Source organism: Microbacterium sp. Soil_N32 (assembly GCF_057655505.1).
Genome location: NZ_JBDGME010000019.1, coordinates 96822 through 118410, shown reverse-complemented (window position 1 = coordinate 118410; position 21589 = coordinate 96822). Strand labels below are relative to the sequence as shown.

The 21589-nt window shown below is 67.7% G+C and carries 19 protein-coding genes; 9 read left to right on the top strand and 10 right to left on the bottom strand.

All coding sequences use genetic code 11. The features are described 5' to 3' along the window. Window positions 1-6: 6 nt before the first annotated feature. Genes uvrC through AC3A3J_RS08590 form a run of 3 tightly spaced genes read right to left on the bottom strand, consistent with a single transcriptional unit; the run spans window position 7 to window position 5372 of the window. Window positions 7-1989: an excinuclease ABC subunit UvrC gene (uvrC, locus tag AC3A3J_RS08600; protein WP_487671885.1), complete on the bottom strand. Its 1983-nt coding sequence runs from the start codon at window positions 1987-1989 to the stop codon at window positions 7-9. Next, window positions 1989-4877 (bottom strand): excinuclease ABC subunit UvrA, encoded by a 2889-nt coding sequence (gene uvrA / locus AC3A3J_RS08595; RefSeq protein ID WP_487671884.1) that lies wholly within the window; start codon window positions 4875-4877, stop codon window positions 1989-1991. The genes uvrC and uvrA overlap by 1 nt, the downstream gene beginning before the upstream one ends. A gap of 51 nt (window positions 4878-4928) precedes the next feature. Beyond that, a complete protein-coding gene (locus AC3A3J_RS08590; protein ID WP_487671883.1) occupies window positions 4929-5372 on the bottom strand; it encodes a MarR family winged helix-turn-helix transcriptional regulator in 444 nt (147 codons plus the stop codon). Window positions 5373-5416: 44 nt separating this feature from the next. On the opposite strand from AC3A3J_RS08590, the gene AC3A3J_RS08585 reads away from it, so the two are divergent. Continuing rightward, window positions 5417-5659, top strand: a complete 243-nt coding sequence (locus tag AC3A3J_RS08585) for a hypothetical protein (protein WP_487671882.1) — start codon at window positions 5417-5419, stop codon at window positions 5657-5659. Window positions 5660-5782: 123 nt separating this feature from the next. On the opposite strand, the gene uvrB is transcribed toward AC3A3J_RS08585, so the two are convergent. The 3 genes from uvrB to rpsA form a co-directional block, all read right to left on the bottom strand. Next, on the bottom strand, window positions 5783-7855 hold the full coding sequence (uvrB, locus tag AC3A3J_RS08580; protein WP_487671881.1) for an excinuclease ABC subunit UvrB: 2073 nt from the start codon (window positions 7853-7855) through the stop codon (window positions 5783-5785). A gap of 64 nt (window positions 7856-7919) precedes the next feature. Further along, window positions 7920-8519 carry a dephospho-CoA kinase gene (gene coaE / locus AC3A3J_RS08575; protein WP_487671880.1) on the bottom strand — a complete coding sequence of 200 codons (600 nt, stop codon included), beginning with the start codon at window positions 8517-8519 and terminating at the stop codon, window positions 7920-7922. A 79-nt stretch (window positions 8520-8598) separates the two neighbouring features. Then, a complete protein-coding gene (gene rpsA, locus AC3A3J_RS08570) occupies window positions 8599-10053 on the bottom strand; it encodes a 30S ribosomal protein S1 (RefSeq protein ID WP_314647997.1) in 1455 nt (484 codons plus the stop codon). Window positions 10054-10260: 207 nt separating this feature from the next. On the opposite strand from rpsA, the gene AC3A3J_RS08565 reads away from it, so the two are divergent. Next, window positions 10261-11193: a 5'-3' exonuclease gene (locus tag AC3A3J_RS08565; protein ID WP_487671879.1), complete on the top strand. Its 933-nt coding sequence runs from the start codon at window positions 10261-10263 to the stop codon at window positions 11191-11193. Window positions 11194-11200: 7 nt separating this feature from the next. Here the strand turns inward: AC3A3J_RS08565 and AC3A3J_RS08560 are convergent, their stop codons facing one another. Both AC3A3J_RS08560 and trpD read right to left on the bottom strand, forming a co-directional pair. After that, complete coding sequence (locus AC3A3J_RS08560) at window positions 11201-12187, bottom strand: PHP domain-containing protein (protein WP_487671878.1); 987 nt, start codon at window positions 12185-12187, stop codon at window positions 11201-11203. Window positions 12188-12194: 7 nt separating this feature from the next. Further along, window positions 12195-13259, bottom strand: a complete 1065-nt coding sequence (trpD, locus tag AC3A3J_RS08555; protein ID WP_487671877.1) for an anthranilate phosphoribosyltransferase — start codon at window positions 13257-13259, stop codon at window positions 12195-12197. Between the two features lie 191 nt (window positions 13260-13450). Between trpD and ctaE the strand changes: the two genes are divergently transcribed. The 7 genes from ctaE (at window position 13451) to AC3A3J_RS08520 (ending at window position 19349) form a co-directional block, all read left to right on the top strand. Next, entirely contained in the window at window positions 13451-14104 is a 654-nt protein-coding gene (ctaE, locus tag AC3A3J_RS08550) for an aa3-type cytochrome oxidase subunit III (protein ID WP_487671876.1), read from the top strand. A gap of 20 nt (window positions 14105-14124) precedes the next feature. Beyond that, window positions 14125-14925 carry a cytochrome bc1 complex diheme cytochrome c subunit gene (gene qcrC, locus AC3A3J_RS08545; RefSeq protein ID WP_487671875.1) on the top strand — a complete coding sequence of 267 codons (801 nt, stop codon included), beginning with the start codon at window positions 14125-14127 and terminating at the stop codon, window positions 14923-14925. A 36-nt stretch (window positions 14926-14961) separates the two neighbouring features. Further along, entirely contained in the window at window positions 14962-16038 is a 1077-nt protein-coding gene (qcrA, locus tag AC3A3J_RS08540; protein ID WP_487671874.1) for a cytochrome bc1 complex Rieske iron-sulfur subunit, read from the top strand. Next, window positions 16035-17849 (top strand): cytochrome bc1 complex cytochrome b subunit, encoded by a 1815-nt coding sequence (gene qcrB / locus AC3A3J_RS08535; protein WP_487671873.1) that lies wholly within the window; start codon window positions 16035-16037, stop codon window positions 17847-17849. The genes qcrA and qcrB overlap by 4 nt, the downstream gene beginning before the upstream one ends. Window positions 17850-17925: 76 nt before the next feature. Further along, the gene (locus AC3A3J_RS08530; RefSeq protein WP_487671872.1) at window positions 17926-18348 is read left to right on the top strand and encodes a RidA family protein; all 423 of its coding nucleotides are present in this window, start codon (window positions 17926-17928) and stop codon (window positions 18346-18348) included. After that, window positions 18345-18848, top strand: a complete 504-nt coding sequence (locus AC3A3J_RS08525) for a GNAT family N-acetyltransferase (protein WP_487671871.1) — start codon at window positions 18345-18347, stop codon at window positions 18846-18848. Before AC3A3J_RS08530 ends, AC3A3J_RS08525 begins: the two co-directional genes overlap by 4 nt. An 81-nt stretch (window positions 18849-18929) precedes the next feature. Beyond that, the gene (locus tag AC3A3J_RS08520; protein ID WP_487671870.1) at window positions 18930-19349 is read left to right on the top strand and encodes a rhodanese-like domain-containing protein; all 420 of its coding nucleotides are present in this window, start codon (window positions 18930-18932) and stop codon (window positions 19347-19349) included. Window positions 19350-19416: 67 nt separating this feature from the next. On the opposite strand, the gene AC3A3J_RS08515 is transcribed toward AC3A3J_RS08520, so the two are convergent. Together AC3A3J_RS08515 and ctaD are read right to left on the bottom strand one after the other, a co-directional pair. Continuing rightward, window positions 19417-19851 (bottom strand): cytochrome c oxidase subunit 4, encoded by a 435-nt coding sequence (locus AC3A3J_RS08515; protein WP_314648007.1) that lies wholly within the window; start codon window positions 19849-19851, stop codon window positions 19417-19419. A gap of 3 nt (window positions 19852-19854) precedes the next feature. After that, complete coding sequence (gene ctaD, locus AC3A3J_RS08510; RefSeq protein WP_314648008.1) at window positions 19855-21588, bottom strand: aa3-type cytochrome oxidase subunit I; 1734 nt, start codon at window positions 21586-21588, stop codon at window positions 19855-19857. Between the last annotated feature and the right edge of the window lies 1 nt (window position 21589).

The following is a 21589-nucleotide window of genomic DNA, read 5'->3' as shown; positions in this document are numbered from 1 at the left end:
TCCAGCCTATCGACTGCCGAGGTGCGTGTGGATGTTGCGCGCGAGCACCGGTCCGATGCCCGGCACCTCCTCGATCTGCTCCGGGGCGGCGGCCCGGAGGGCGGTCACCGAGCCGAAATGCTTGAGGAGCACCTTGATGCGCGACGCCCCGAGCCCCGGCACCTCGGCCAGGACCGTCGTGATGTCGTTGCGCCGTCGTTTGCGCTGGTGGGTGATCGCGAACCGGTGCGCCTCGTCACGCAGACGCTGGAGCAGGTAGAGCGCCTCGCTCGTGCGCGGGAGGATCACCGGGAAGTCGTCGCCGGGGAGCCACACCTCCTCGAGCCGTTTCGCGATGCCGCAGACGGCGATCTCGGGATGCCCCGCGTCGCGCAGGGCCCGTGCCGCAGCCTCGACCTGCGGCTGTCCGCCGTCGACGAGCAGCAGCTGCGGGCGGTAGGCGAACCGCGGTTTCTTCCGTGCGGGGGTCTCCACGACCTCGTCCGAGACGCCCGCCGCCAGGGCCTCGGCGACGGCGACGATCCCGGTCGTCGGGTCGGCCAGTGCACCGTCGACCTGGTCGCCCCGGGCGGCACTGCCGGCGGAATCCGCCTCATCGTCGGCGTCCGGACGATCGAGGTATGCGAGACGACGGCGCAGCACCTGGTACATCGAATCGGTGTCGTCGGTCGTCTCCGCGATGTTGAACGACCGGTACTGGTCTTTGCGCGGGAGGCCGTCTTCGAAGACGACCATCGAGGCGACGACGTTCGTGCCGCCCAGATGCGAGATGTCGAAGCACTCGATCCGCAGCGGCGCCTCGTCCATGCCGATCGCCTCCTGCAGGTCCGTCAGGGCCTGCGTGCGGGCGACGTAGTCGCTGGTGCGACGCGTCTTGTGGCGGATCAGAGCCTGCTGGGCATTGACGGTCGCCGTGCGCATGAGGTCGGCGCGCTGGCCGCGCTGAGCGACCGCGATCTCCACCTTCCGACCGCGTCGCTCGCGCAGCCACTCCTCGAGCGCCGCGGCGTCTTCGGGCAGCACGGGCACGAGGATGCGGCGGGGGATGTCCGGCGCGTCGCCGTAGGCCCGCTGCAGCACCTGGTCGACCAGTTCGGCGCCCGAGATGTCGAGCTCCTTCTCGATCATGGTCGCGCGCACCGCGCGCACCCGACCGCCGCGCACCACGAAATGCTGCACCGAGGCGGCGAGCTCGTCCTCGGCGATGCCGAACAGGTCGGCGTCTTCGTCGGAGGGGAGCACGAGAGCGCTCTTGCCGAGCACGGCATCGATCGCGCCGAGCTTGTCGCGATACTTCGCTGCGGCCTCGTAGTCCATGGCCGCCGAGGCGTCGAGCATCCGACGACGCAGTTCTCTCGTGAAGCGTTCGTCCCCGCCGGCCATGAAGGCGACGAAGTCGTTCACCATCGCCCGGTGCTCCTCGATGGTGACCGTCATCGAGCACGGCCCGCCGCACTTGCCGATCTGCCCCGGGAAGCACGGGCGTCCCGTCTGCATCGCCCGCTTGTAGCTGGCATCGCTGCAGGTGCGGATCGGGAACGCCTTGATCATCAGATCGATGGTCTCGTGCACCGCCCACACCTTCGGGTACGGCCCGAAGTAGCGCGCACCCGGGATCCTGCGGTTGCGGGTGACGATCACGCGAGGCGCCTCGTCGCCCAGCGTGACCGCCATGAAGGGGTAAGACTTGTCGTCCTTGTAGCGCACGTTGAAGGGCGGATCGAACTCCTTGATCCACATGTACTCGAGCTGCAGCGAGTCGATGTCGGTCGGCACGACGGTCCACTCGACCGACGCCGCAGTCGTCACCATGCGGCGCGTGCGTTCGTGCAGCGTGCGCAGCGGGGCGAAGTAGTTCGACAGTCGCTGCCGGAGGTTCTTCGCCTTGCCGACGTACAGCACACGCCCGTCCGCGTCGCGGAATCGGTAGACGCCCGGGTCGGTCGGGATCTCCCCCGTCCGCGGCCGGTACGGAAGGACGTCGGCCATCAGCTCGCCTTGCGCGCCGTGCGGCCGCTCCCGAGGATCTCGGCGAGGAACTGTCCGGTGTGACTCTCCTCGACCTGAGCGATCTGCTCGGGAGTGCCGGTGGCGAGGATCTCGCCGCCGCCGGAACCGCCCTCGGGGCCGAGGTCGATGACCCAGTCGGCCGACTTGATCACGTCGAGGTTGTGCTCGATGACGATGACCGTGTTGCCCTTGTCGACGAGCCCGTTGAGGACCTCGAGCAGCTTGCGCACGTCTTCGAAGTGCAGACCGGTCGTCGGCTCGTCGAGCACGTAGATGCTGCGGCCGTTGCTGCGGCGCTGGAGTTCGGTCGCGAGCTTCACGCGCTGCGCCTCGCCGCCCGACAGCGTCGTTGCGGACTGACCGAGCCGCACGTACCCGAGACCGACGTCGACCAGAGTCTTCATGTAACGGTGGATCGCCTGGATCGGCTCGAAGAACTCGGCGGCCTCCTCGATCGGCATCTCGAGCACCTCGGCGATGTTCTTGCCCTTGTAGTGCACCGCGAGGGTGTCGCGGTTGTACCGCTTGCCGTGGCACACCTCGCAGTCGACGTAGACGTCGGGCAGGAAGTTCATCTCGATCTTGATCGTGCCGTCACCCGAGCATGCCTCGCAGCGCCCGCCCTTGACGTTGAAGCTGAACCGGCCGGGCTGGTAGCCGCGGACCTTGGCCTCGGGGGTCTCGCTGAAGAGCGTGCGGATGCGGTCGAAGACCCCCGTGTAGGTCGCGGGGTTCGATCGCGGCGTGCGCCCGATCGGCGCCTGGTCGACGTGCACCACCTTGTCGAGGTTGTCGAGTCCGGTGACCCGGGTGTGCTTGCCGGGAACCGTCCGGGCGCCGTTGAGACGCGAAGCGAGCACCTGGTACAGGATGTCGTTGACGAGCGACGACTTCCCCGACCCGCTCACGCCGGTGACGGCGGTCAGCACGCCGAGCGGGAAGCTGGCGTCGACGTTCTTGAGGTTGTTCTCGCGCGCCCCGATGACGTTGAGCATGCGCTTGCGGTCGAGCTTGCGACGCTTCGCGGGGGTAGCGATCTCGCGTCGACCGGAGAGGTACTCCCCCGTCATCGACGAGCGGTCGGCGAGCAGCGACTCGTACGGCCCGGAGTGCACGACCTCGCCGCCGTTCACGCCGGCCCCCGGTCCGATGTCGACGACCCAGTCGGCCGCCTCGATCGTCTCTTCGTCGTGCTCGACGACGATCAGGGTGTTGCCGAGGTCGCGCAGCTTGATGAGCGTGTTGATGAGGCGTCGGTTGTCGCGCTGGTGAAGACCGATCGACGGCTCGTCGAGCACGTAGAGCACACCGGTCAGTCCGGAGCCGATCTGGGTGGCGAGACGGATCCGCTGCGCCTCTCCTCCGGAGAGCGAGCCGGCCGACCGGCTCAGGTTGAGGTACGACAGTCCCACCTGCAGCAGGAAGTCGAGACGCAGGCGGATCTCACGGAGGACCTGCGCCGCGATCTTGGCTTCACGGTCGGTCAGGGTGAGCGTCTCCATGAACGCCCGCGCATCGCTGAGGCTCAGGTGCGAGACCTCGGCGATGGACCGTCCGTGCACCTGCACGGCCAGCACCTCGGGCTTGAGCCGGTCGCCATTGCAAACCGGGCACGGCACCTCGCGGAGATACTCGCCCCAGCGTGCCCGCTGCGTGTCGGACTCGGCCTGCAGATACTGACGCTCGATGTACGGCACGACACCCTCGAAGCCCGAGGCGTACCGCATCTCACGTCCGTAGCGGTTCTTCCACTTGACCGTCACCTTGTAGTTCTCGCCGCGGAGCACCGCGTTCTGCACGTCGGAGTGCAGCTTGCGCCATGGCGTGTCGAGCGAGAAGTCGAGGTCGCGCGAAAGGCCCTCGAGAAGTCGCTCGTAGTACTGGAAGAGCCCCTTGCCCTGCGTGGTCCACGGGATGATCACGCCCTCGCGGATCGAGAGGTCCTCGTCGCCCAGCATCAGGTCGACGTCCACGGACATGCGCGTGCCGAGACCCGAACACGCCGGGCAGGCTCCGAACGGCGCGTTGAACGAGAAGGTCCGCGGCTCGATCTCCGTGAGCGTGAGCGCGTGACCGTTCGGGCAGGCGAGCTTCTCGGAGAACGACTGCCACGCGGCGTCGCCCTCTTCGTCGACGAAGTTCACCTGCATCACGCCGCCGGCGAGCCCGAGGGCCGTCTCGACGGAGTCGGTCACCCGACCGAGGATGTCACCGGATGCGACGAGCCGGTCGACCACCACGCTGATGTCGTGCTTGTAGCTCTTCTTGAGCGTGGGCGGCTCGGCGAGCTGGATCAGGTCGCCGTCGACGATGGCTCGCGAGTAGCCCTTCGCGCCCAGTTCGCGGAAGAGGTCGACGAACTCCCCCTTCTTCTGCGAGACGATGGGCGCGACGATCTGGTAGCGGGTGCGCTCGGGGAGTTCGATCAGCTGATCGGCGATCTGCTGCACGGTCTGGCGCTGGATCTTCTCACCGCACTCGGGGCAGTGGGGAACACCGATACGCGCCCACAGCAGACGCATGTAGTCGTAGATCTCGGTGATCGTGCCGACCGTCGACCGCGGGTTGCGGTTCGTCGACTTCTGGTCGATCGAGACCGCGGGGCTGAGCCCCTCGATGAAGTCGACGTCCGGCCGGTCGACCTGACCGAGGAACTGGCGCGCGTACGCGCTCAGCGACTCGACGTAGCGGCGCTGTCCCTCGGCGAAGATCGTGTCGAACGCGAGGCTCGACTTGCCGGACCCCGACAGACCCGTGAATACGACGAGAGAGTCGCGGGGGATGTCGATGTCGACGTTCTTGAGGTTGTGGACGCGAGAGCCGCGAACACTGAGTTTTCCGGCGGAGGCAACGGGGACGATGGGCACCGAACAAGTCTACGAGGGGCCACGGACATTGGCTCCGAGGGGGCTGGACGCTCAGCCGTCTCCGAGCCGACGACCCGCGAACGCCCCCAGTCCGTCTCGCAGCGCCGCGACCTCGTCGACGCCCATCCCCACCGCGGCCATCACTCGTGCCGGCACCTCGAGCGCGCGTTCCCGCAGTGCCCGCCCCTTGTCGGTCAACGCAATCTCCAGCCGCCGCTCGTCCTCTGCGGCGCGCGCCCGCACGACGAGCCCGTCGGCCTCGAGACGCTTGACGAGGGGTGAGGCGGTGGCAGGCTCGAGGGCGAGGTCAGCCGCGAGATCCGCGAGCGCACGGGGCGATCGCTCCCACAGCGCGAGCATGACAAGGTACTGCGGATGCGTGAGTCCGAGCGGCTCCAGGATCGGCCGGTAGACGGCGACGATGTTGCGCGCGGCTGTCACCACGGCGAAGCAGAGCTGATTCTCGAGGCGGAGGAGGTCGTCGGCGGTGGACACGCGCTCACTATACACAGACACTAATAGTTAGTACACTAACGAACATGGCACACGATCGGGAGCGCCCCCCGCTCCGTACACGCATCCGTGAAGCCGGCGGACTCTACGCCTGGGTCAACACGAACCTCATCAGGTTCGCGGGGCCGGCCTCCGTCGGTCCCTACGAGAAGACGCCCGCGCCCACCGCGGCCGAGCGGGCAGAGCGCGCCTGCCCGCTGTGCGGCGCGCCCATGACCGCGCACGAGATCGACCGATCGGGTCCGAAGCCGCTGATCCACTGCCCCTGACGACAGTGCACCCGAGAAGACGCGGAGGAGCACCGCGAACCGAGACGCCGCGGCAGAGCACCGCGAAGCCCGGGGCGCGGTGCCGAAATGCGACGACGTGTCTCGTCCTCGATGCCGGGACCGTCAGGCGTGACCGGCGCGCTCGATCGCTCGCAGCTCCTTCTTGAGATCCTGCACCTCGTCGCGCAGCCGTCCGGCCAACTCGAACTTCAACTCGGACGCGGCGGCGAGCATCTGGTTCGAGAGGTCCTCGATCATCGCCTCCAGCTGGTTCGCCCCCTCGGCGGCGATCCCCTCGCGGCGGAGGTTGGGCGTCGGGGACTTGCCCTTGCCCGAACCCTTCCCGCGACCCGAGAGCATCTCGGCCGTATCGGCGCCCTCTCGCGCGAGCACCTCGGTGATGTCGGCGATCCGCTTGCGCAGCGGCTGCGGATCGATGCCGTGCTCGGTGTTGTAGGCGATCTGCTTCTCGCGACGCCGATCCGTCTCTTCGATCGCCTTCGCCATCGAGTCCGTGATCTTGTCGGCGTACATGTGCACCTGCCCCGACACGTTTCGCGCCGCGCGACCGATGGTCTGGATGAGTGAGGTACCCGAGCGGAGGAAGCCCTCCTTGTCGGCGTCGAGGATCGCCACGAGCGACACCTCGGGCAGGTCGAGCCCCTCGCGCAAGAGGTTGATACCGACGAGCACGTCGTACACGCCCGATCGCAGTTCGCTGAGCAGCTCGACGCGCCGCAGAGTGTCGACGTCGGAGTGCAGGTACCGCACGCGAACGCCGTGCTCGCCGAGGAAGTCGGTGAGCTCCTCGGCCATCTTCTTCGTCAGTGTCGTCACCAGCACGCGCTCGTCGCGCTCCACGCGCAGGCGGATCTCCTCAAGGAGGTCGTCGATCTGCCCCTTCGACGGCTTGACGATGATCTCGGGATCGACCAGACCGGTCGGACGGATGATCTGCTCGACCACTCCGTCGGCGATCCCCATCTCGTACTTGCCGGGCGTCGCCGAGAGGTAGACGGTCTGCCCGATGCGGTTCTTGAACTCGTCCCACCGCAGCGGCCGGTTGTCCATCGCACTGGGGAGGCGGAACCCGTGGTCGACGAGCGTGCGCTTGCGAGACGCATCGCCCTCGTACATCGCGCCGATCTGAGGAACGGTGACGTGCGACTCGTCGATGACGAGCAGGAAGTCGTCGGGGAAGAAGTCCAGCAGCGTGTGCGGCGGCTCCCCGGGCATCCGTCCGTCCATATGACGCGAGTAGTTCTCGATGCCGGAGCAGAATCCGAGCTGCTGCAGCATCTCGAGGTCGAACGTCGTGCGCATCCGCAGCCGCTGGGCCTCGAGCAGCTTGCCCTGCCGCTCGAACTCGGCCAGCCGCTCCTCCAGCTCGTGCTCGATCGTGCCGATGGAGCGCTGAATGACGTCGGTACCCGCCACGTAATGCGACGCGGGGAAGATCGGCACGGAGTCGAGCTTCTCGATCACCTCTCCCGTGAGCGGGTGCAGCGAGTACAGCGCCTCGATCTCGTCGCCGAAGAGCTCGATGCGGATCGCGTGCTCCTCGTAGACCGGGATGATCTCGATCGTGTCGCCGCGCACCCGGAAGTTGCCGCGCGAGAAATCGACGTCGTTGCGGTTGTACTGCATGGCGATGAACTGGCGGATGAGCGCATCGCGGTCGTACCGCTCCCCCACCTGCAGAGCCACCATCGCGCGGAGGTACTCCTCTGGTGCCCCGAGGCCGTAGATGCAGGACACGGTCGACACGACGACCACGTCGCGGCGGCTCAGCAGCGAGTTGGTCGTCGAGTGCCGGAGGCGCTCGACCTCGGCGTTGATCGACGAGTCCTTCTCGATGAACGTATCGGTCTGCGGGACGTATGCCTCGGGCTGGTAGTAGTCGTAGTACGACACGAAGTACTCGACGGCGTTGTTGGGCATGAGCTCGCGGAACTCGTTGGCGAGCTGCGCGGCCAGCGTCTTGTTGTGCGCGAGGACGAGCGTGGGGCGCTGCACCTGCTCGACCAGCCAGGCCGTGGTCGCGGACTTCCCCGTGCCGGTCGCACCGAGCAGCACGACGTCCGTCTCGCCGGCATTGATGCGCGACGCGAGCTCGGCGATCGCCTGCGGCTGGTCACCGGCGGGGGCGTATTCGCTGATGACCTCGAAAGGACGGACGCTGCGGGTGGTCTGCATACTTCCAGCGTAGGCGTGGCCACCGACATCGGGGTCGCGCTTCCCTGCGAGCGAACGCGTGCGATCAGCGCGCGGAGATGCGCTCCCACAGAGCGTCCGTCTGCGCCTCGGTCTCGGCGAGGGACCCACCGGTGCGAATCACCTCGTCGGCGATGGCGAGCCGCTGCTCGTCCGAGACCTGCGCATCGATGCGCTCCTGCGCCGCGCGTTCGTCCATCCCCCGCAGCTCGATCAGCCGTCGACGACGCTCGGCGGCGGGAGCATGGGCCACGACGATCAGATCCCAGGGGTCGTCCACCCGCGCCTCGACGAGGAGCGGCACGTCGTAGACCACCACCGCGTCGGCGTCCTGCGCGAACGCCTCGGAGAACCGCCGCGCCGACTCAGCCCGCACCGCCGGATGCACGATCGCGTTGAGCGCCGCGAGCCGCTTCGGATCACCGAAGACGCGGCTGCCGAGAGCGGCGCGGTCGAGAGATCCGTCGGTGTTCAGCACCTCGGCACCGAAGGTCTGCGCGATCCGCTGCAGCACGGGCGACCCGGGCGCCTGCACGTCGCGCACGATCTGGTCGGCATCCACGATCACCGCGCCGCGGGAACCCAGCCGCCGCGCGATGGTCGACTTTCCGGAGGCGATGCCACCGGTGAGGGCGATGAGGGGCATGCCTCCATCCTTCCACGGCCACATACGCGGAACGGGCCGCCACCCGGAGGTGACGACCCGTTCCTTCAGCGTCGGACGCTTACGCGTTGCCGCCCGAGAGCTTCTCGCGCAGTGCGGCGAGAGCCTCGTCGTCGGCGAGGGTGCCGGCACCGGCCGACTCGCTCGAGAACGACTGACCACCGAAGTCGTCGCCGGCCGCAGCCTCGGCCTCGGCGGCCTTCGTGACCTGAGCCTTGTGGGCCTCCCAGCGAGCCTGGGCAGCGGCGTACTCCTGCTCCCATGCCTCGCGCTGGGCGTCGAAGCCCTCCTTCCAGGCACCCGTCTCGGCGTCGAAGCCCTCCGGGTACTTGTACTCGCCGTTCTCGTCGTACTCCGCGACCATGCCGTAGAGGGCCGGGTCGAACTCGGTGCCGTTGGGGTCGACCGACTCGTTGGCCTGCTTGAGCGAGAGCGAGATGCGACGACGCTCGAGGTCGATGTCGATGACCTTGACGAAGACCTCTTCGCCCACCGAGACGACCTGCTCGGCCAGTTCGACGTGCTTGCTGGAGAGCTCGGAGATGTGGACGAGGCCCTCGATGCCGTCTGCGACGCGCACGAACGCACCGAACGGGACGAGCTTCGTGACCTTACCCGGCGTGACCTGACCGATCGCGTGGGTGCGGGCGAAGACCTGCCACGGGTCCTCCTGCGTCGCCTTCAGCGACAGCGAGACGCGCTCGCGGTCGAGGTCGACCTCGAGGATCTCGACGGTGACCTCCTGGCCCACCTCGACGACCTCGGAGGCGTGCTCGATGTGCTTCCAGGAGAGCTCGGAGACGTGCACGAGACCGTCCACGCCGCCCAGGTCGACGAACGCACCGAAGTTGACGATCGACGAGACGACGCCCTTGCGGACCTGACCCTTGTGCAGGTTGTTGAGGAACGTCGTGCGCGACTCCGACTGCGTCTGCTCGAGCAGCGCGCGGCGGCTCAGGACGACGTTGTTGCGGTTCTTGTCGAGCTCGAGGATCTTCGCCTCGATCTCCTGGCCGAGGTACGGCGTGAGGTCGCGGACGCGACGCAGCTCGATGAGCGACGCAGGAAGGAAGCCGCGGAGTCCGATGTCGACGATGAGGCCACCCTTGACGACCTCGATGACGGTACCGGTGACGACGCCGTCGTTCTCCTTGATCTTCTCGACATCTCCCCAGGCGCGCTCGTACTGAGCACGCTTCTTGGAGAGGATCAGGCGGCCTTCCTTGTCCTCCTTCTGGAGGACCAGGGCCTCGACCTGGTCGCCGACGGCGACGACCTCGTTGGGGTCGACGTCGTGCTTGATGGAGAGCTCGCGCGAGGGGATGACGCCCTCGGTCTTGTAGCCCACGTCGAGGAGGACCTCGTCGCGGTCGATCTTGACGATCGTGCCCTCGATGATGTCGCCATCGTTGAAGAACTTCAGGGTCTTCTCGACCGCGGCCAGGAAGTCCTCAGCAGATCCGATGTCGTTGATGGCGACCTGCTTGGTGGCCGGGGCGGTCGTTGCGGTAGTCATGTAGTGGGTTGTCCTTGTGAATGGGAACTCGGGCCGCACAAGCGACCGGCATGGACCGGCGGATGCTCTGCGGCAAGTGGATTTGAGTGAGACGTCACCAGCGCATGCAGGTGCACGCCACGAGTGACACTTCAGATTATCAGACCCGCGAGCCCAGGGGAACCGCGGTCCCGCGCATCGTCGGAGCCCCGTGCGAGACTGTCCCCCGTGACCGGTCGCCTCATGCTCCTCGACACCGCCAGCCTCTACTTCCGCGCGTTCTACGGGGTCCCCGACAAGGTGACCGCCCCCGACGGCTCGCCGATCAACGCGGCCCGCGGACTCCTCGACATGATCGCGAAGCTCGTCTCCCTGTACGAGCCGAGCCACGTCGTCGCATGCTGGGACGACGACTGGCGTCCGCAGTGGCGCGTCGACCTCATCCCCAGCTACAAGCAGCATCGCGTCGTCGCGACCGTGGCCGCGGGTCCGGACGTCGAGGAGGTCCCGGATCCGCTCGAGGCGCAGATCCCCCTCATCCGCGAGGAGCTCGCCGCGCTCGGCATCCCGATCGTCGGTGTGGCCGAGCACGAGGCCGACGACGTCATCGGCACCCTCGCCACGCTGTCGCCGATGCCGGTCGACATCGTCACGGGCGACCGCGACCTGTTCCAGCTCGTCGACGACGCCCGCGGGGTGCGTGTCGTCTACACCGCGCGGGGCATGAGCAACCTCGAGGTCGTCACGGACGCCACGGTCGTCGCGAAGTACCGGGTGCTCCCCGGGCAGTACGCCGACTTCGCCACACTCCGCGGCGACGCGTCCGACGGTCTGCCCGGGGTGGCCGGAGTCGGCGAGAAGACGGCCGCGACCCTGCTGCAGGCGCACAGCGACCTGCAGGGCATCCGTTCCGCCGCCGAAGCCGGCGACGGGATGAGCGCGGGTCTTCGGGCGAAGATCCTGGCCGCCGCCGCGTACCTCGACGTCGCCCCCACCGTCGTGGCCGTCGCAACGGATCTCGACATCCGCGTTCCCGAGACCCCGCTGCGGGCCCTCGATCCGGCCGCACGCGCCGACGCGGCGGCCCTGGCCGAGCGCTGGAACCTCGGCTCGTCCATGGAGAGGGCGATCGCGGCGATCGACGCCGCCGCAACGCACTGAACGGCGGTCACTCCGCCCAGGCGCGCAGCCGCTCCAGTCCCCAGGTGGTGACGATCCGCGCGGCGGGCACGCCAGCGCGCTCGGCCCGCTCGGCCCCGTGGTCGAGCAGCGAAAGCTGCCCCGGCGCGTGCGCATCCGAGTCGATGGAGAACAGACAGCCCGCCTCCAGCGCGATCGCGATGAGTTCGTCCGGCGGATCCTGTCGCTCCGGGCGGGAATTGATCTCCACCGCGACGCCGTTCTCGGCGCAGGCGGCGAACACCGCTGCCGCGTCGAACTCGGAGGGCGGTCGTGTGCCCCGCTCCCCCTGCACGAGCCGCCCGGTGCAGTGGCCGAGCACGTCGACCCGCGGATCGGCGACCGCCCGGAGCATGCGCTTCGTCATGGAGCGCGCATCCATCCGCAGTTTCGAGTGCACCGACGCGACGACGATGTCGAGCTCCGCGAGGAGGCCGTCCTCCTGGTCGAGGGAACCGTCCTCGAGGATGTCGACCTCGATGCCGGCGAGGAGCGTGAACCCGTCGCGTGACTCGGCTCGGACGAGCGGGATCTGCTCGCGCAGACGCTCCGGCGAGAGCCCGCGCGCGACGCGCAGTCGCGGCGAGTGGTCCGTGATGGCCTGGTACTCGTGCCCCTGGGCCCGCGCCGCCGCCGCCATGTCGGCGATCGACGTCGTACCGTCGGACCAGTCGGTGTGCGCGTGCAGGTCGCCGCGCAGGCGAGCTCGGAGAGCCGAGGCGCGCGGTGGTTCCACCTCACCGCGGAGCTCGATGAGATACGCCGGCACTTCTCCCTTCTGCGCTTCCCGGATCACCGCGAACGTCGACTCGCCGATCCCGCGGCTCGCGCACAGTGCGGTCGGGTCGGTACGCACGTCGTCGGAGAGTCCCGCGTAGGTCGCCGCCGCATGACGGAAGGCCTTGGCCCGATAGCGCGACGCCCGCTCCCGCTCGAGGAGGGAGGCGATCTCGAGGAGCGCGTCGACCGGATCCATGTCCGCCTCAGACCTCCGCGAGCTCCCGGCTGGCGCCGATCCAGGCGTCCAGCTTGGCGGAGGCGCGTCCGTCGTCCACCGCGGCGGCGGCGCGATCGAAGCCGCTGCGCAGACGCTCGAGGATCGGGTACTGCACCTGGGACGCGTCCTGGCTCAGCTCGTACGCGACGATGCCCGCAGCGGCGTTGAGGAGGACGATGTCCCGCACGGCCCCCGTTTCGCCGGCCAGCGTGCGGCGCAGGATCTCTGCGTTGTGATCGGGGGTCCCGCCGAGCAGATCGTCGAGCTCGGCGAGGGGGATCCCCAGATCGCGCGGGTCGAGGTCATGCTCGTGCACGTCACCGCGCGTGACCTCCCAGATGCGGCTGTGCCCTGTGGTGGTGAGTTCGTCGAGGCCGTCGTCGCCGCGGAAGACGAGGGCCGTCGCGCCGCGGGTGCGGAAGACCCCGGTGATGAGCGGAACACGCTCGAGCTGCGCGACCCCGACGGCGTTGGCCTCGGCGCGAGCCGGGTTGCAGAGGGGACCGAGCATGTTGAAGACCGTGGGAACCCCGAGCTGGGATCGCACGGCCCCGGCGTGCCGGAACCCGGGGTGGAACGCCCCTGCCCACGCGAACGTGATGCCGGTGCGGTCGAGGATCGAGGCGACGGCTGACGGATCGAGGGACAGCTCGAGACCCAGGGCGCCCAGCACGTCGGACGACCCGGAGGAGGAACTCGCGGCGCGATTGCCGTGTTTGACCACGGGGATGCCCAGGGAGCCGATGATCACCGCCGCCGTCGTCGACACGTTCACCGTGCCCACCCGGTCGCCACCGGTACCGACGATGTCGAGCACATCGGGTGAGACGGGCAGCGGGACGGCGGCCTCGAGGATCGCGTCGCGGAACCCGACGATCTCGTCGATGGTCTCGCCCTTCGCACGGAGCGCGACGAGGAAGCCGGCCAGCTGAGCCTCCGACACCTCGCCGCGCATGATGCGCCGCATCGCCCAGGTCGACTCCCACACGCTCAGATCCCGCCGCTCGAGGAGCGTGGTGAGCAGGTCGGACCAGGTGAGCGTTTCAGCCATGTGTGCGATCCTATCGGCGCGAGAAAACGTGCACCGCGGCGGTGCGCGGGGGCAGAAGCCTTCAGAACTGCGGTTTCCTGCGGAATCACCGTCGATTCGCAGTGTTTTCTTAGGGTCCCCTAAGTGCAACACGGGCGGATCGGTGGCCGCCGGTGGGAGAATCACCCCCGCGGATCGGCCATAATGGAAGGGTGACGACCTCAGCGACGTATGCCCCGGCGGCGAGAACCATCAAGCGGCCCAACCCGGTAGCTGTCGGCACCATTGTGTGGCTCGGCAGCGAGGTGATGTTCTTCGCGGGACTCTTCGCGATCTACTTCACCCTCCGCAGCACTTCACCCGAGCTGTGGGCCGACCGCACCGACCTGCTCAACGTCCCGTTCGCAGCGGTCAACACGGCCATCCTCGTCCTCTCCTCCTTCACGTGCCAGATGGGCGTGTTCGCTGCGGAGGACCTGCAGCCCTACCGCATCGCCAAGGGGCAGAAGAACGCCGCCGGTCGCCGCCGCCTCTTCGGCTGGGGCATGGTCGAGTGGTTCTTCCTCACCTTCGCCCTCGGAGCGGTCTTCGTCTCCGGTCAGGTGTGGGAGTACGCGCAGCTCGTCGCCGAGGGCATGCCGATCCAGGCCGATGCCTACGCCTCCGCCTTCTACCTGACCACCGGCTTCCACGCCCTGCACGTCACCGGCGGACTCATCGCGTTCCTGCTGGTCATCGGCCGCGCATACGCCGTCAAGAACTTCCGGCACAAGGAGGCGACCTCCTCGATCGTGGTGTCCTACTACTGGCACTTCGTCGACGTCGTCTGGATCGTGCTGTTCTTCGTTATCTACTTCCTGAAATAAGAGCGGAGCTGATCCCCGAGATGGCACGAGAGAAGAAGCGCCGTTCTGGCGGTCGCCGCAGTCCCCTGGCTGCCGCGGCCCTCATCGGAGCAGGACTCATGATCACCGGCGCCGTGTACGCCGGAGCGTCCGCGGCCTTCGCCGCGACCGATGCACCGACCGCGTCGACCGAACTCACGGTCGAAGACGGCGAGAAGCTGTTCCAGGCGAACTGCGCCACCTGCCACGGTCTCGACCTGCAGGGCACGCCCAACGGCCCGAGCCTCTACGGCGTCGGCGAGCTCGCGGTCGAGTTCCAGGTCTCGACCGGTCGCATGCCTCTGCAGATGCAGGGTCCGCAGGCCCCGCAGAAGCACCCGCAGTTCACCGAGCCGCAGATCCTCGCCATGGCGGAGTACGTCCAGGAGGAGGCCCCCGGCCCCACGTTCCCCGAGGACGAGATCATCGACGGCGAGGGCGACGTCGCGCACGGTGCCGAGCTGTTCCGCGTCAACTGCGCGATGTGCCACAACGTGGCCGCCGCCGGCGGTGCGCTCACCGAGGGCAAGTACGCGCCGCCGATCACCAGCACCAGCGCGCTGCACATCTACGCCGCGATGGTCACCGGCCCGCAGAACATGCCCGTCTTCGGCGACATGAACCTGTCGGACGAGGACAAGCGCGACATCATCTCCGCACTGCTCTACCAGCAGCAGTCCGTGCAGCCCGGCGGCTTCTCGCTCGGCTCCCTCGGCCCCGTCTCCGAGGGACTGTTCGCCTGGATCTTCGGCATCGGCGCTCTGGTCGCCGTGACCGTGTGGATCACGGCGAAGTCCAACTGACGCTTATTCATCGAAGAGGAACGTACGAGGAGCACCATGGCACACGACGACGACTCGAAGGCTCTGGACAGGGCCTACCAGCCCTCGCCGGGGCTGGGTGTCGCAGTCAGCGACCCCGTGGAGAACCCGGGGCTGCCGCCGCACCGGGAGCGGATGACCGACAAGGACCCGCGCGTCGAGAAGACGGCGGTCCGCACGGTCTACACCCTGTTCTACCTCTCGCTCGCGGGAAGCATCTGGGCCGTCGCGGCGTACATGCTGTTCCCGATCGAGAGCGGCGCGCTCATCGACATCCGACAGAACAACCTGTTCATCGGTCTCGGTATCGGCCTCGCCCTGCTGTCGCTCGGTCTCGGAGCGATCCACTGGGCCAAGGCGCTCATGGCCGACAAGGAGCACATCGAGCTCCGTCACCCGACCCGCGGCAAGGACGCCACCCGCGAGGGCGCGATCGCCGCCTTCGCCGCAGCGAACGAGGAGTCCGGCTTCGGACGCCGTGCGATGATCCGCAACTCGCTGTTCGCAGCCGTGGTCGCCTCGATCATCCCTGGTGTCACGCTCTTCCGCGGACTGGCCCCGCACGCCACCCCCGAAGACCCGCACGCCGGCGACCCGGTGCACCTGCTCAAGCACACGATGTGGGAAGAGGGCATGCGTCTCGTCCGCGACCCGGACGGCACCCCGATCCGCGCCGCCGAGGTCACCCTCGGCTCGGCCTTCCACGTCATCCCCGCAGACCTCGCCGAGCTCAGCCACCACGACGGCTACCTCGAGGAGAAGGCGAAGGCCATCGTGCTGATGATGCGCCTGCGCCCCGAGCAGCTGAAAGAGGCCGAGGACCGCAAGGACTGGTCGTACGACGGCATCGTCGCGTACTCGAAGGTCTGCACCCACGTGGGATGCCCCGTGGCTCTCTACGAGCAGCAGACGCACCACCTCCTCTGCCCCTGCCACCAGTCGCAGTTCGACGTCACGGATCACGCCAAGGTCATCTTCGGACCGGCCGCCCGTCCGCTGCCGCAGCTGCCCATCACCGTCGACGACGAGGGCTACCTCGTCGCGCGGAGTGACTTCACCGAGCCCGTCGGCCCGAGCTTCTGGGAGCGCCATTGAGCACCGCAACGCTGTCCAAAGAGGACAAGGACACCAAGGCGCCCCTGGGCGGACGATTCGTCGGCGCCGCATCGAACTACCTCGATGAGCGCACGAGCATGTCGGGCATCGTCAAGGAGCTCGGCCGCAAGATCTTCCCCGACCACTGGTCGTTCATGCTCGGCGAGATCGCGCTGTGGAGCTTCGTGGTCGTGTTTCTCTCGGGGACCTTCCTGACGTTCTTCTTCCAGGCATCGATGGTCGAGACGCACTACACGGGTGCCTACGCTCCCATGCGCGGCATCGAGATGTCGGCGGCGCTCGAGTCGACGCTGCACATCTCGTTCGATCTGCGCGGCGGCCTGCTGGTCCGCCAGATCCACCACTGGGCGGCACTGGTCTTCATCGCCGGCATCGGCGTGCACATGCTCCGCGTGTTCTTCACCGGCGCGTTCCGCAAGCCGCGCGAGCTCAACTGGGTCATCGGCTTCGTCCTCTTCATCCTCGCGATGGCCGAGGGCTTCACCGGCTACTCCCTCCCCGACGACCTGCTCTCGGGTAACGGCCTCCGCATCATCGACGGAATGATCAAGGGTCTCCCCCTGATCGGCACCTGGACCTCGTTCCTCCTCTTCGGCGGCGAGTTCCCCGGCACCGACATCGTCGGGCGCCTGTACACCCTGCACATCCTGCTGCTGCCGATGATGGTGATCGCCTTCATCGCGCTGCACCTGATGCTCATGATCATCAACAAGCACACGCAGTTCGCCGGCCCCGGCCGCACGAACGACAACGTCGTGGGCTACCCGATGATGCCCGTGTACATGTCGAAGATGGGCGGCTACCTGTTCATCGTCTTCGGCACGATCGTGCTGATCGCGACGTTCTTCCAGATCAACCCGATCTGGAACTACGGCCCCTACGACCCGTCGCCCGTCTCCGCCGGCACCCAGCCGGACTGGTACATCGGCTTCGCCGACGGTGCCCTGCGTCTGGCCCCGTCGAACCTCGACATCGTCTTCCTCGACCACACCTGGTCGTTCGGAATCCTGCTGCCGGTCGCCGTGCTCGGTCTCTTCATCGTCGTCGTCGCGATCTATCCCTTCATCGAGGCGTGGATCACCGGCGACAAGCGCGAGCACCACATCGCTCAGCGCCCGCGGAACGCCGCGACACGCACCGCGATCGGCGTCGCCGGCGTCGTGTTCTACGCCGTGCTGTGGGCGGCCGCGTCGTCCGACCTCATCGCGACGCACTTCATGCTGACGATGGAGGGCGTGATCCACACGCTCCAGGCCCTGCTGTTCATCGGACCGATCCTCAGCTACTTCGTCACGAAGCGCATCTGCCTCGCACTGCAGAAGAAGGACCGCGAGATCGTGCTTCACGGCTTCGAGTCCGGCCGTATCGTGCGCCTTCCCGGCGGCGAGTTCATCGAGGTCCACCAGCCGGTCGACAAGTACGACCGCTGGAAGCTCATCGACGTCGACGGGTACGAGCCCCTGGTGGTGCGCCCCAACGCCAAGGGACGCATCCCGTGGACGGAGAACTTCCGCTCCTCGCTGTCGCGCTGGTTCTTCGAGGACCGTCTCGCCCCGCTCACGCAGGCCGAGGTCGCAGCGGCGGATGCTCACCAGCATCACGTCATCGAGCAGGAGGCCGCCGCGGAGACCGCCGAGATCCAGGGCGCTCACGAGCGCGCCGGGTTCCCGGACGCCCCGCTCGAAGCGACGGAGGACCACGTCGACGAGACGCCGAACACGCCCAGCACGGTGATTGCCACCGAGCCCGTGAAGAAGCCTCGCAAGAAGAAGGCGGACGACGACAAGTAGGTCGTTCCCGCCGTCAGAGAGGGCCCTGTCCGCATCGGACAGGGCCCTCTCTGCATGCTCTGGAAGGATGGAGCACATGACATCCGTGGTCCGCTTGATCCGCTCCGAGTCGCTCGCCGCCGCCCCCTATGCCTACGCGGCGACGGCGCCCGCGAATGCGCGACTCATCTTCCTGGCTGGCGCATGTCCCCTCGAGGACGACGGCTCGACGACCGCGCCGGGCGACTACGCCGCTCAGGCGGCTCGTTGTGTGCAGACGCTGCGGGAAGCGCTGCGGGCCGCCGGTGCGACCCTCACGGATGTCATCAGTACGCGGGTGCTCGTCGCCTCGGGTCGGCAGGAGGACCTCGTCGCTGCATGGGACGTCGTCCACGCCGCGTTCGGCTCGCACGACGTGCCCAGCACCCTGCTCGGCGTCGCAGCGCTCGGCTACGACGACCAGTTGGTCGAGATCGAGGCCGTCGCGGCCGTCGCTGCGGACCTGGACGGCCCGGCGTGACCTTCTCCCTGCGGGCGGCGCGACCGTCGGACGCCGAGTACATCGAAGCGATCGAGAATGCCGCCGACGTCCTGCTGCGCGATCTCCTCGGAGCGGCCGACTGGCCGCCAGCGGAGCAGGGGTCCACGCGGCTCTCCACCCCCGGTTTCACGCTGGTCGCTGTCGACGGGGACGACCACTCCCCCGTCGGTTTCGTGCACGTCCTCGACGCAGACGGGCACGCGCATCTGGAGCAACTGTCGGTGCTTCCGCGGCACGGACGTCGGGGCATCGGTCGAGCTCTCGTCGAGGCGGCGATGCAAGAGGCGAGAGCACGCGGTTACTCCCGCATCACGCTCCGCACCTATGCCGAGGTGCCGTGGAACGCGCCTTTCTACTCGCGCTGCGGCTTCTCGGAGAGCGTCCCCGAAGGCGCCTTCCTGCGCTCGCTGCTCGACGTCGAAGGCGGTATGGGGCTCGAGCGCTGGGGCCGGCGGGTGCAGATGACCGCCCTGCTCTGACAGCCGCACCGTGGCAGATTTCGTACGGTAGACGACCGGATGCCGAACGCGCGCTCACGTCCTGGTCTCTAGGCTCGGACCATGATGGAACGCACCGACTACTTCGCGGCGAAGCTCGCGTACGAAACCGACCCGAGCGACCTGTTCGAGGATCGCGCAGGCGAGAGGAGCCCCGTGATCGTCGACGTGCGGTCGCGCGAGGCGTGGACGCAGGGACGCCTCCCCGGAGCCCTCTCGATGCACCACAGCGAGATCGCTGCCCGCGCCCCGCATGAGATCCCTGCCGACGCGGATGTCGTCGTCTATTGCTGGAGTCCCGGATGCAACGGCGGAGCGCGAGGAGCGCTGGCGTTCGCGCGACTGGGCTACCGCGTGCGGGAGATGATCGGTGGGTTCGAGTACTGGGCGCGTGAGGGCTACCCCGTCGAGGATGCCGACGGTGTGCACCGCCGACCCGTCGACCCGCTCACGGGGATCCCGCGCATCCGGACGCGGCCCTGAACCCGCTATCCGCGAAAAGAGGAAGGCCCCGGGAGTTCCCCGGGGCCTTCCTCTTTACGTGTACCGATCAGCGGGCGAAGTTGCCCCGGTAGTACTCGTAGACCCAACCCACGATCGCAACCACGAAGATCGCGAGACCGATCGGCAGCAGGAACTGGCCGACGGCGAGACCCACGACGAAAACCGCCGCGGATGCCGCGAGAACGAGCGGCCACCAGGACCACGGGCTGAACTCGCCGAGCTCGGGGTCGCCGTCGTCGATGTCGGAGGTCAGGATGTCCTCCGGCAGCTCACCGCCCTGCGCGTTGTGCGTACGGTCAAGGTAGAACGCGATCATCGCGCCCATCGCGGCCGCGAAGAACAGCGCGACGGTTCCGACCCACTCGATCTGGTTGACGAGCGGCAGGGTGGGGTGGGCGAGGATGTTCCAGCCCGTGTAGACGACTCCGATCAGGGCGAAGAACGCCGTCAGGATCCACCAGAGGATGACATTGTCGCGCATGGATCAGTGGACCTCTCGCTCGCCGGGAGCCGTGGTGGCGAACTCCGCGGCCTCGGGGTGATTCAGGTCGAAGGCCGGACGCTCGCTACGGATGCGCGGGATCGACGTGAAGTTGTGACGCGGCGGCGGGCAGGACGTCGCCCATTCGAGCGACGCGCCGTAGCCCCACGGGTCGTTGACGGTGACCTTCGGCGCCTTGCGGGCGGTGATCCAGACGTTCAGGAAGAACGGCAGCATGGATGCACCGAGGATGATCGCGCCGATGGTGGAGACCTGGTTGCCCCAGGTCCAGCCGTCGGCCTCGGAGTAGTCGGCATAGCGACGCACCATTCCGTCGACACCCAGCCAGTGCTGGATGAGGAACGTCATGTGGAACCCGATGAACAGGGTCCAGAAGTGCACGTAGCCGAGGCGCTCGTTGAGCATGCGGCCCGTCCACTTCGGCCACCAGAAGTAGAAGCCGGCGAACATCGCGAACACGACCGTGCCGAACACGACGTAGTGGAAGTGGGCGACGACGAAGTACGAGTCGCTCAGGTGGAAGTCCAGCGGCGGAGCCGCGAGGATCACACCGGTCAGACCGCCGAACACGAAGGAAACCAGGAAGCCGAGCGAGAACACCATGGGCGTCTCGAACGTCACGGATCCTCGCCACATCGTGCCGATCCAGTTGAAGATCTTCACGCCCGTCGGAACGGCGATCAGCATCGTCATCAGCGCGAAGAACGGAAGCAGGACCGAACCCGTCACGTACATGTGGTGCGCCCACACGGCCACCGAGAGGGCGGCGATCGCGATGGTCGCGTACACGAGGGTCTTGTATCCGAAGATCGGCTTGCGGCTGAACACCGGGAAGATCTCCGACACGATGCCGAAGAACGGCAGCGCGATGATGTAGACCTCGGGGTGGCCGAAGAACCAGAAGAGGTGCTGCCAGAGGAGCACTCCGCCGTTCTGCGGGTCGTAGATGTGAGCACCGAGCACGCGGTCCGCGCCGGCTGCGAAGATCGCCGCGGCGAGCACGGGGAAGGCCATCAGGATGAGGAGGCTCGTGACGAGCGTGTTCCACGAGAAGATCGGCATGCGCCACATCGTCATACCCGGGGCGCGCATCGTGATGATCGTGGTGATGAAGTTCACCGCGCCGAGGATCGTGCCGAATCCGGAGATGCCGAGTCCGAGCATCCAGAGGTTTCCACCGGCACCCGGAGAGAACGATGCACTCGCGAGCGGCTGGTAGGCGAACCATCCGAACGATGCCGCACCCTGCGGGGTGAGGAAGCCGGCGACGGCGATCGTCGAGCCGAAGAGGAAGAGCCAGAACGCGAAGGCGTTCAGACGCGGGAACGCCACATCCGGCGCACCGATCTGCAGCGGCAGGATCGCGTTCGCGAAGCCCGCGAACAGCGGGGTCGCGAACATCAGCAGCATGATCGTGCCGTGCATCGTGAACAGCTGGTTGTACTGCTCCTTCGTCGGCACGATCTGCATGCCGGGCGAGAAGAGCTCGGCGCGGATGACCAGCGCCATCACGCCTCCGAGGAGGAAGAACAGCACCGAGGCGATCAGGTACATGTAGCCGATCGTCTTGTGGTCGGTGGAGGTGATCCACTTGACCACGACGTTGCCCTTCTGCTCCACGCGGGTGGTGCTCATGAGAGCGGCCTGGCGCGGCGGCAGAGTGGTGGGGCGGGAGCGGTGCGCCTCGTCGGTGCGGGGTGCTTCAGTGGTCGACATG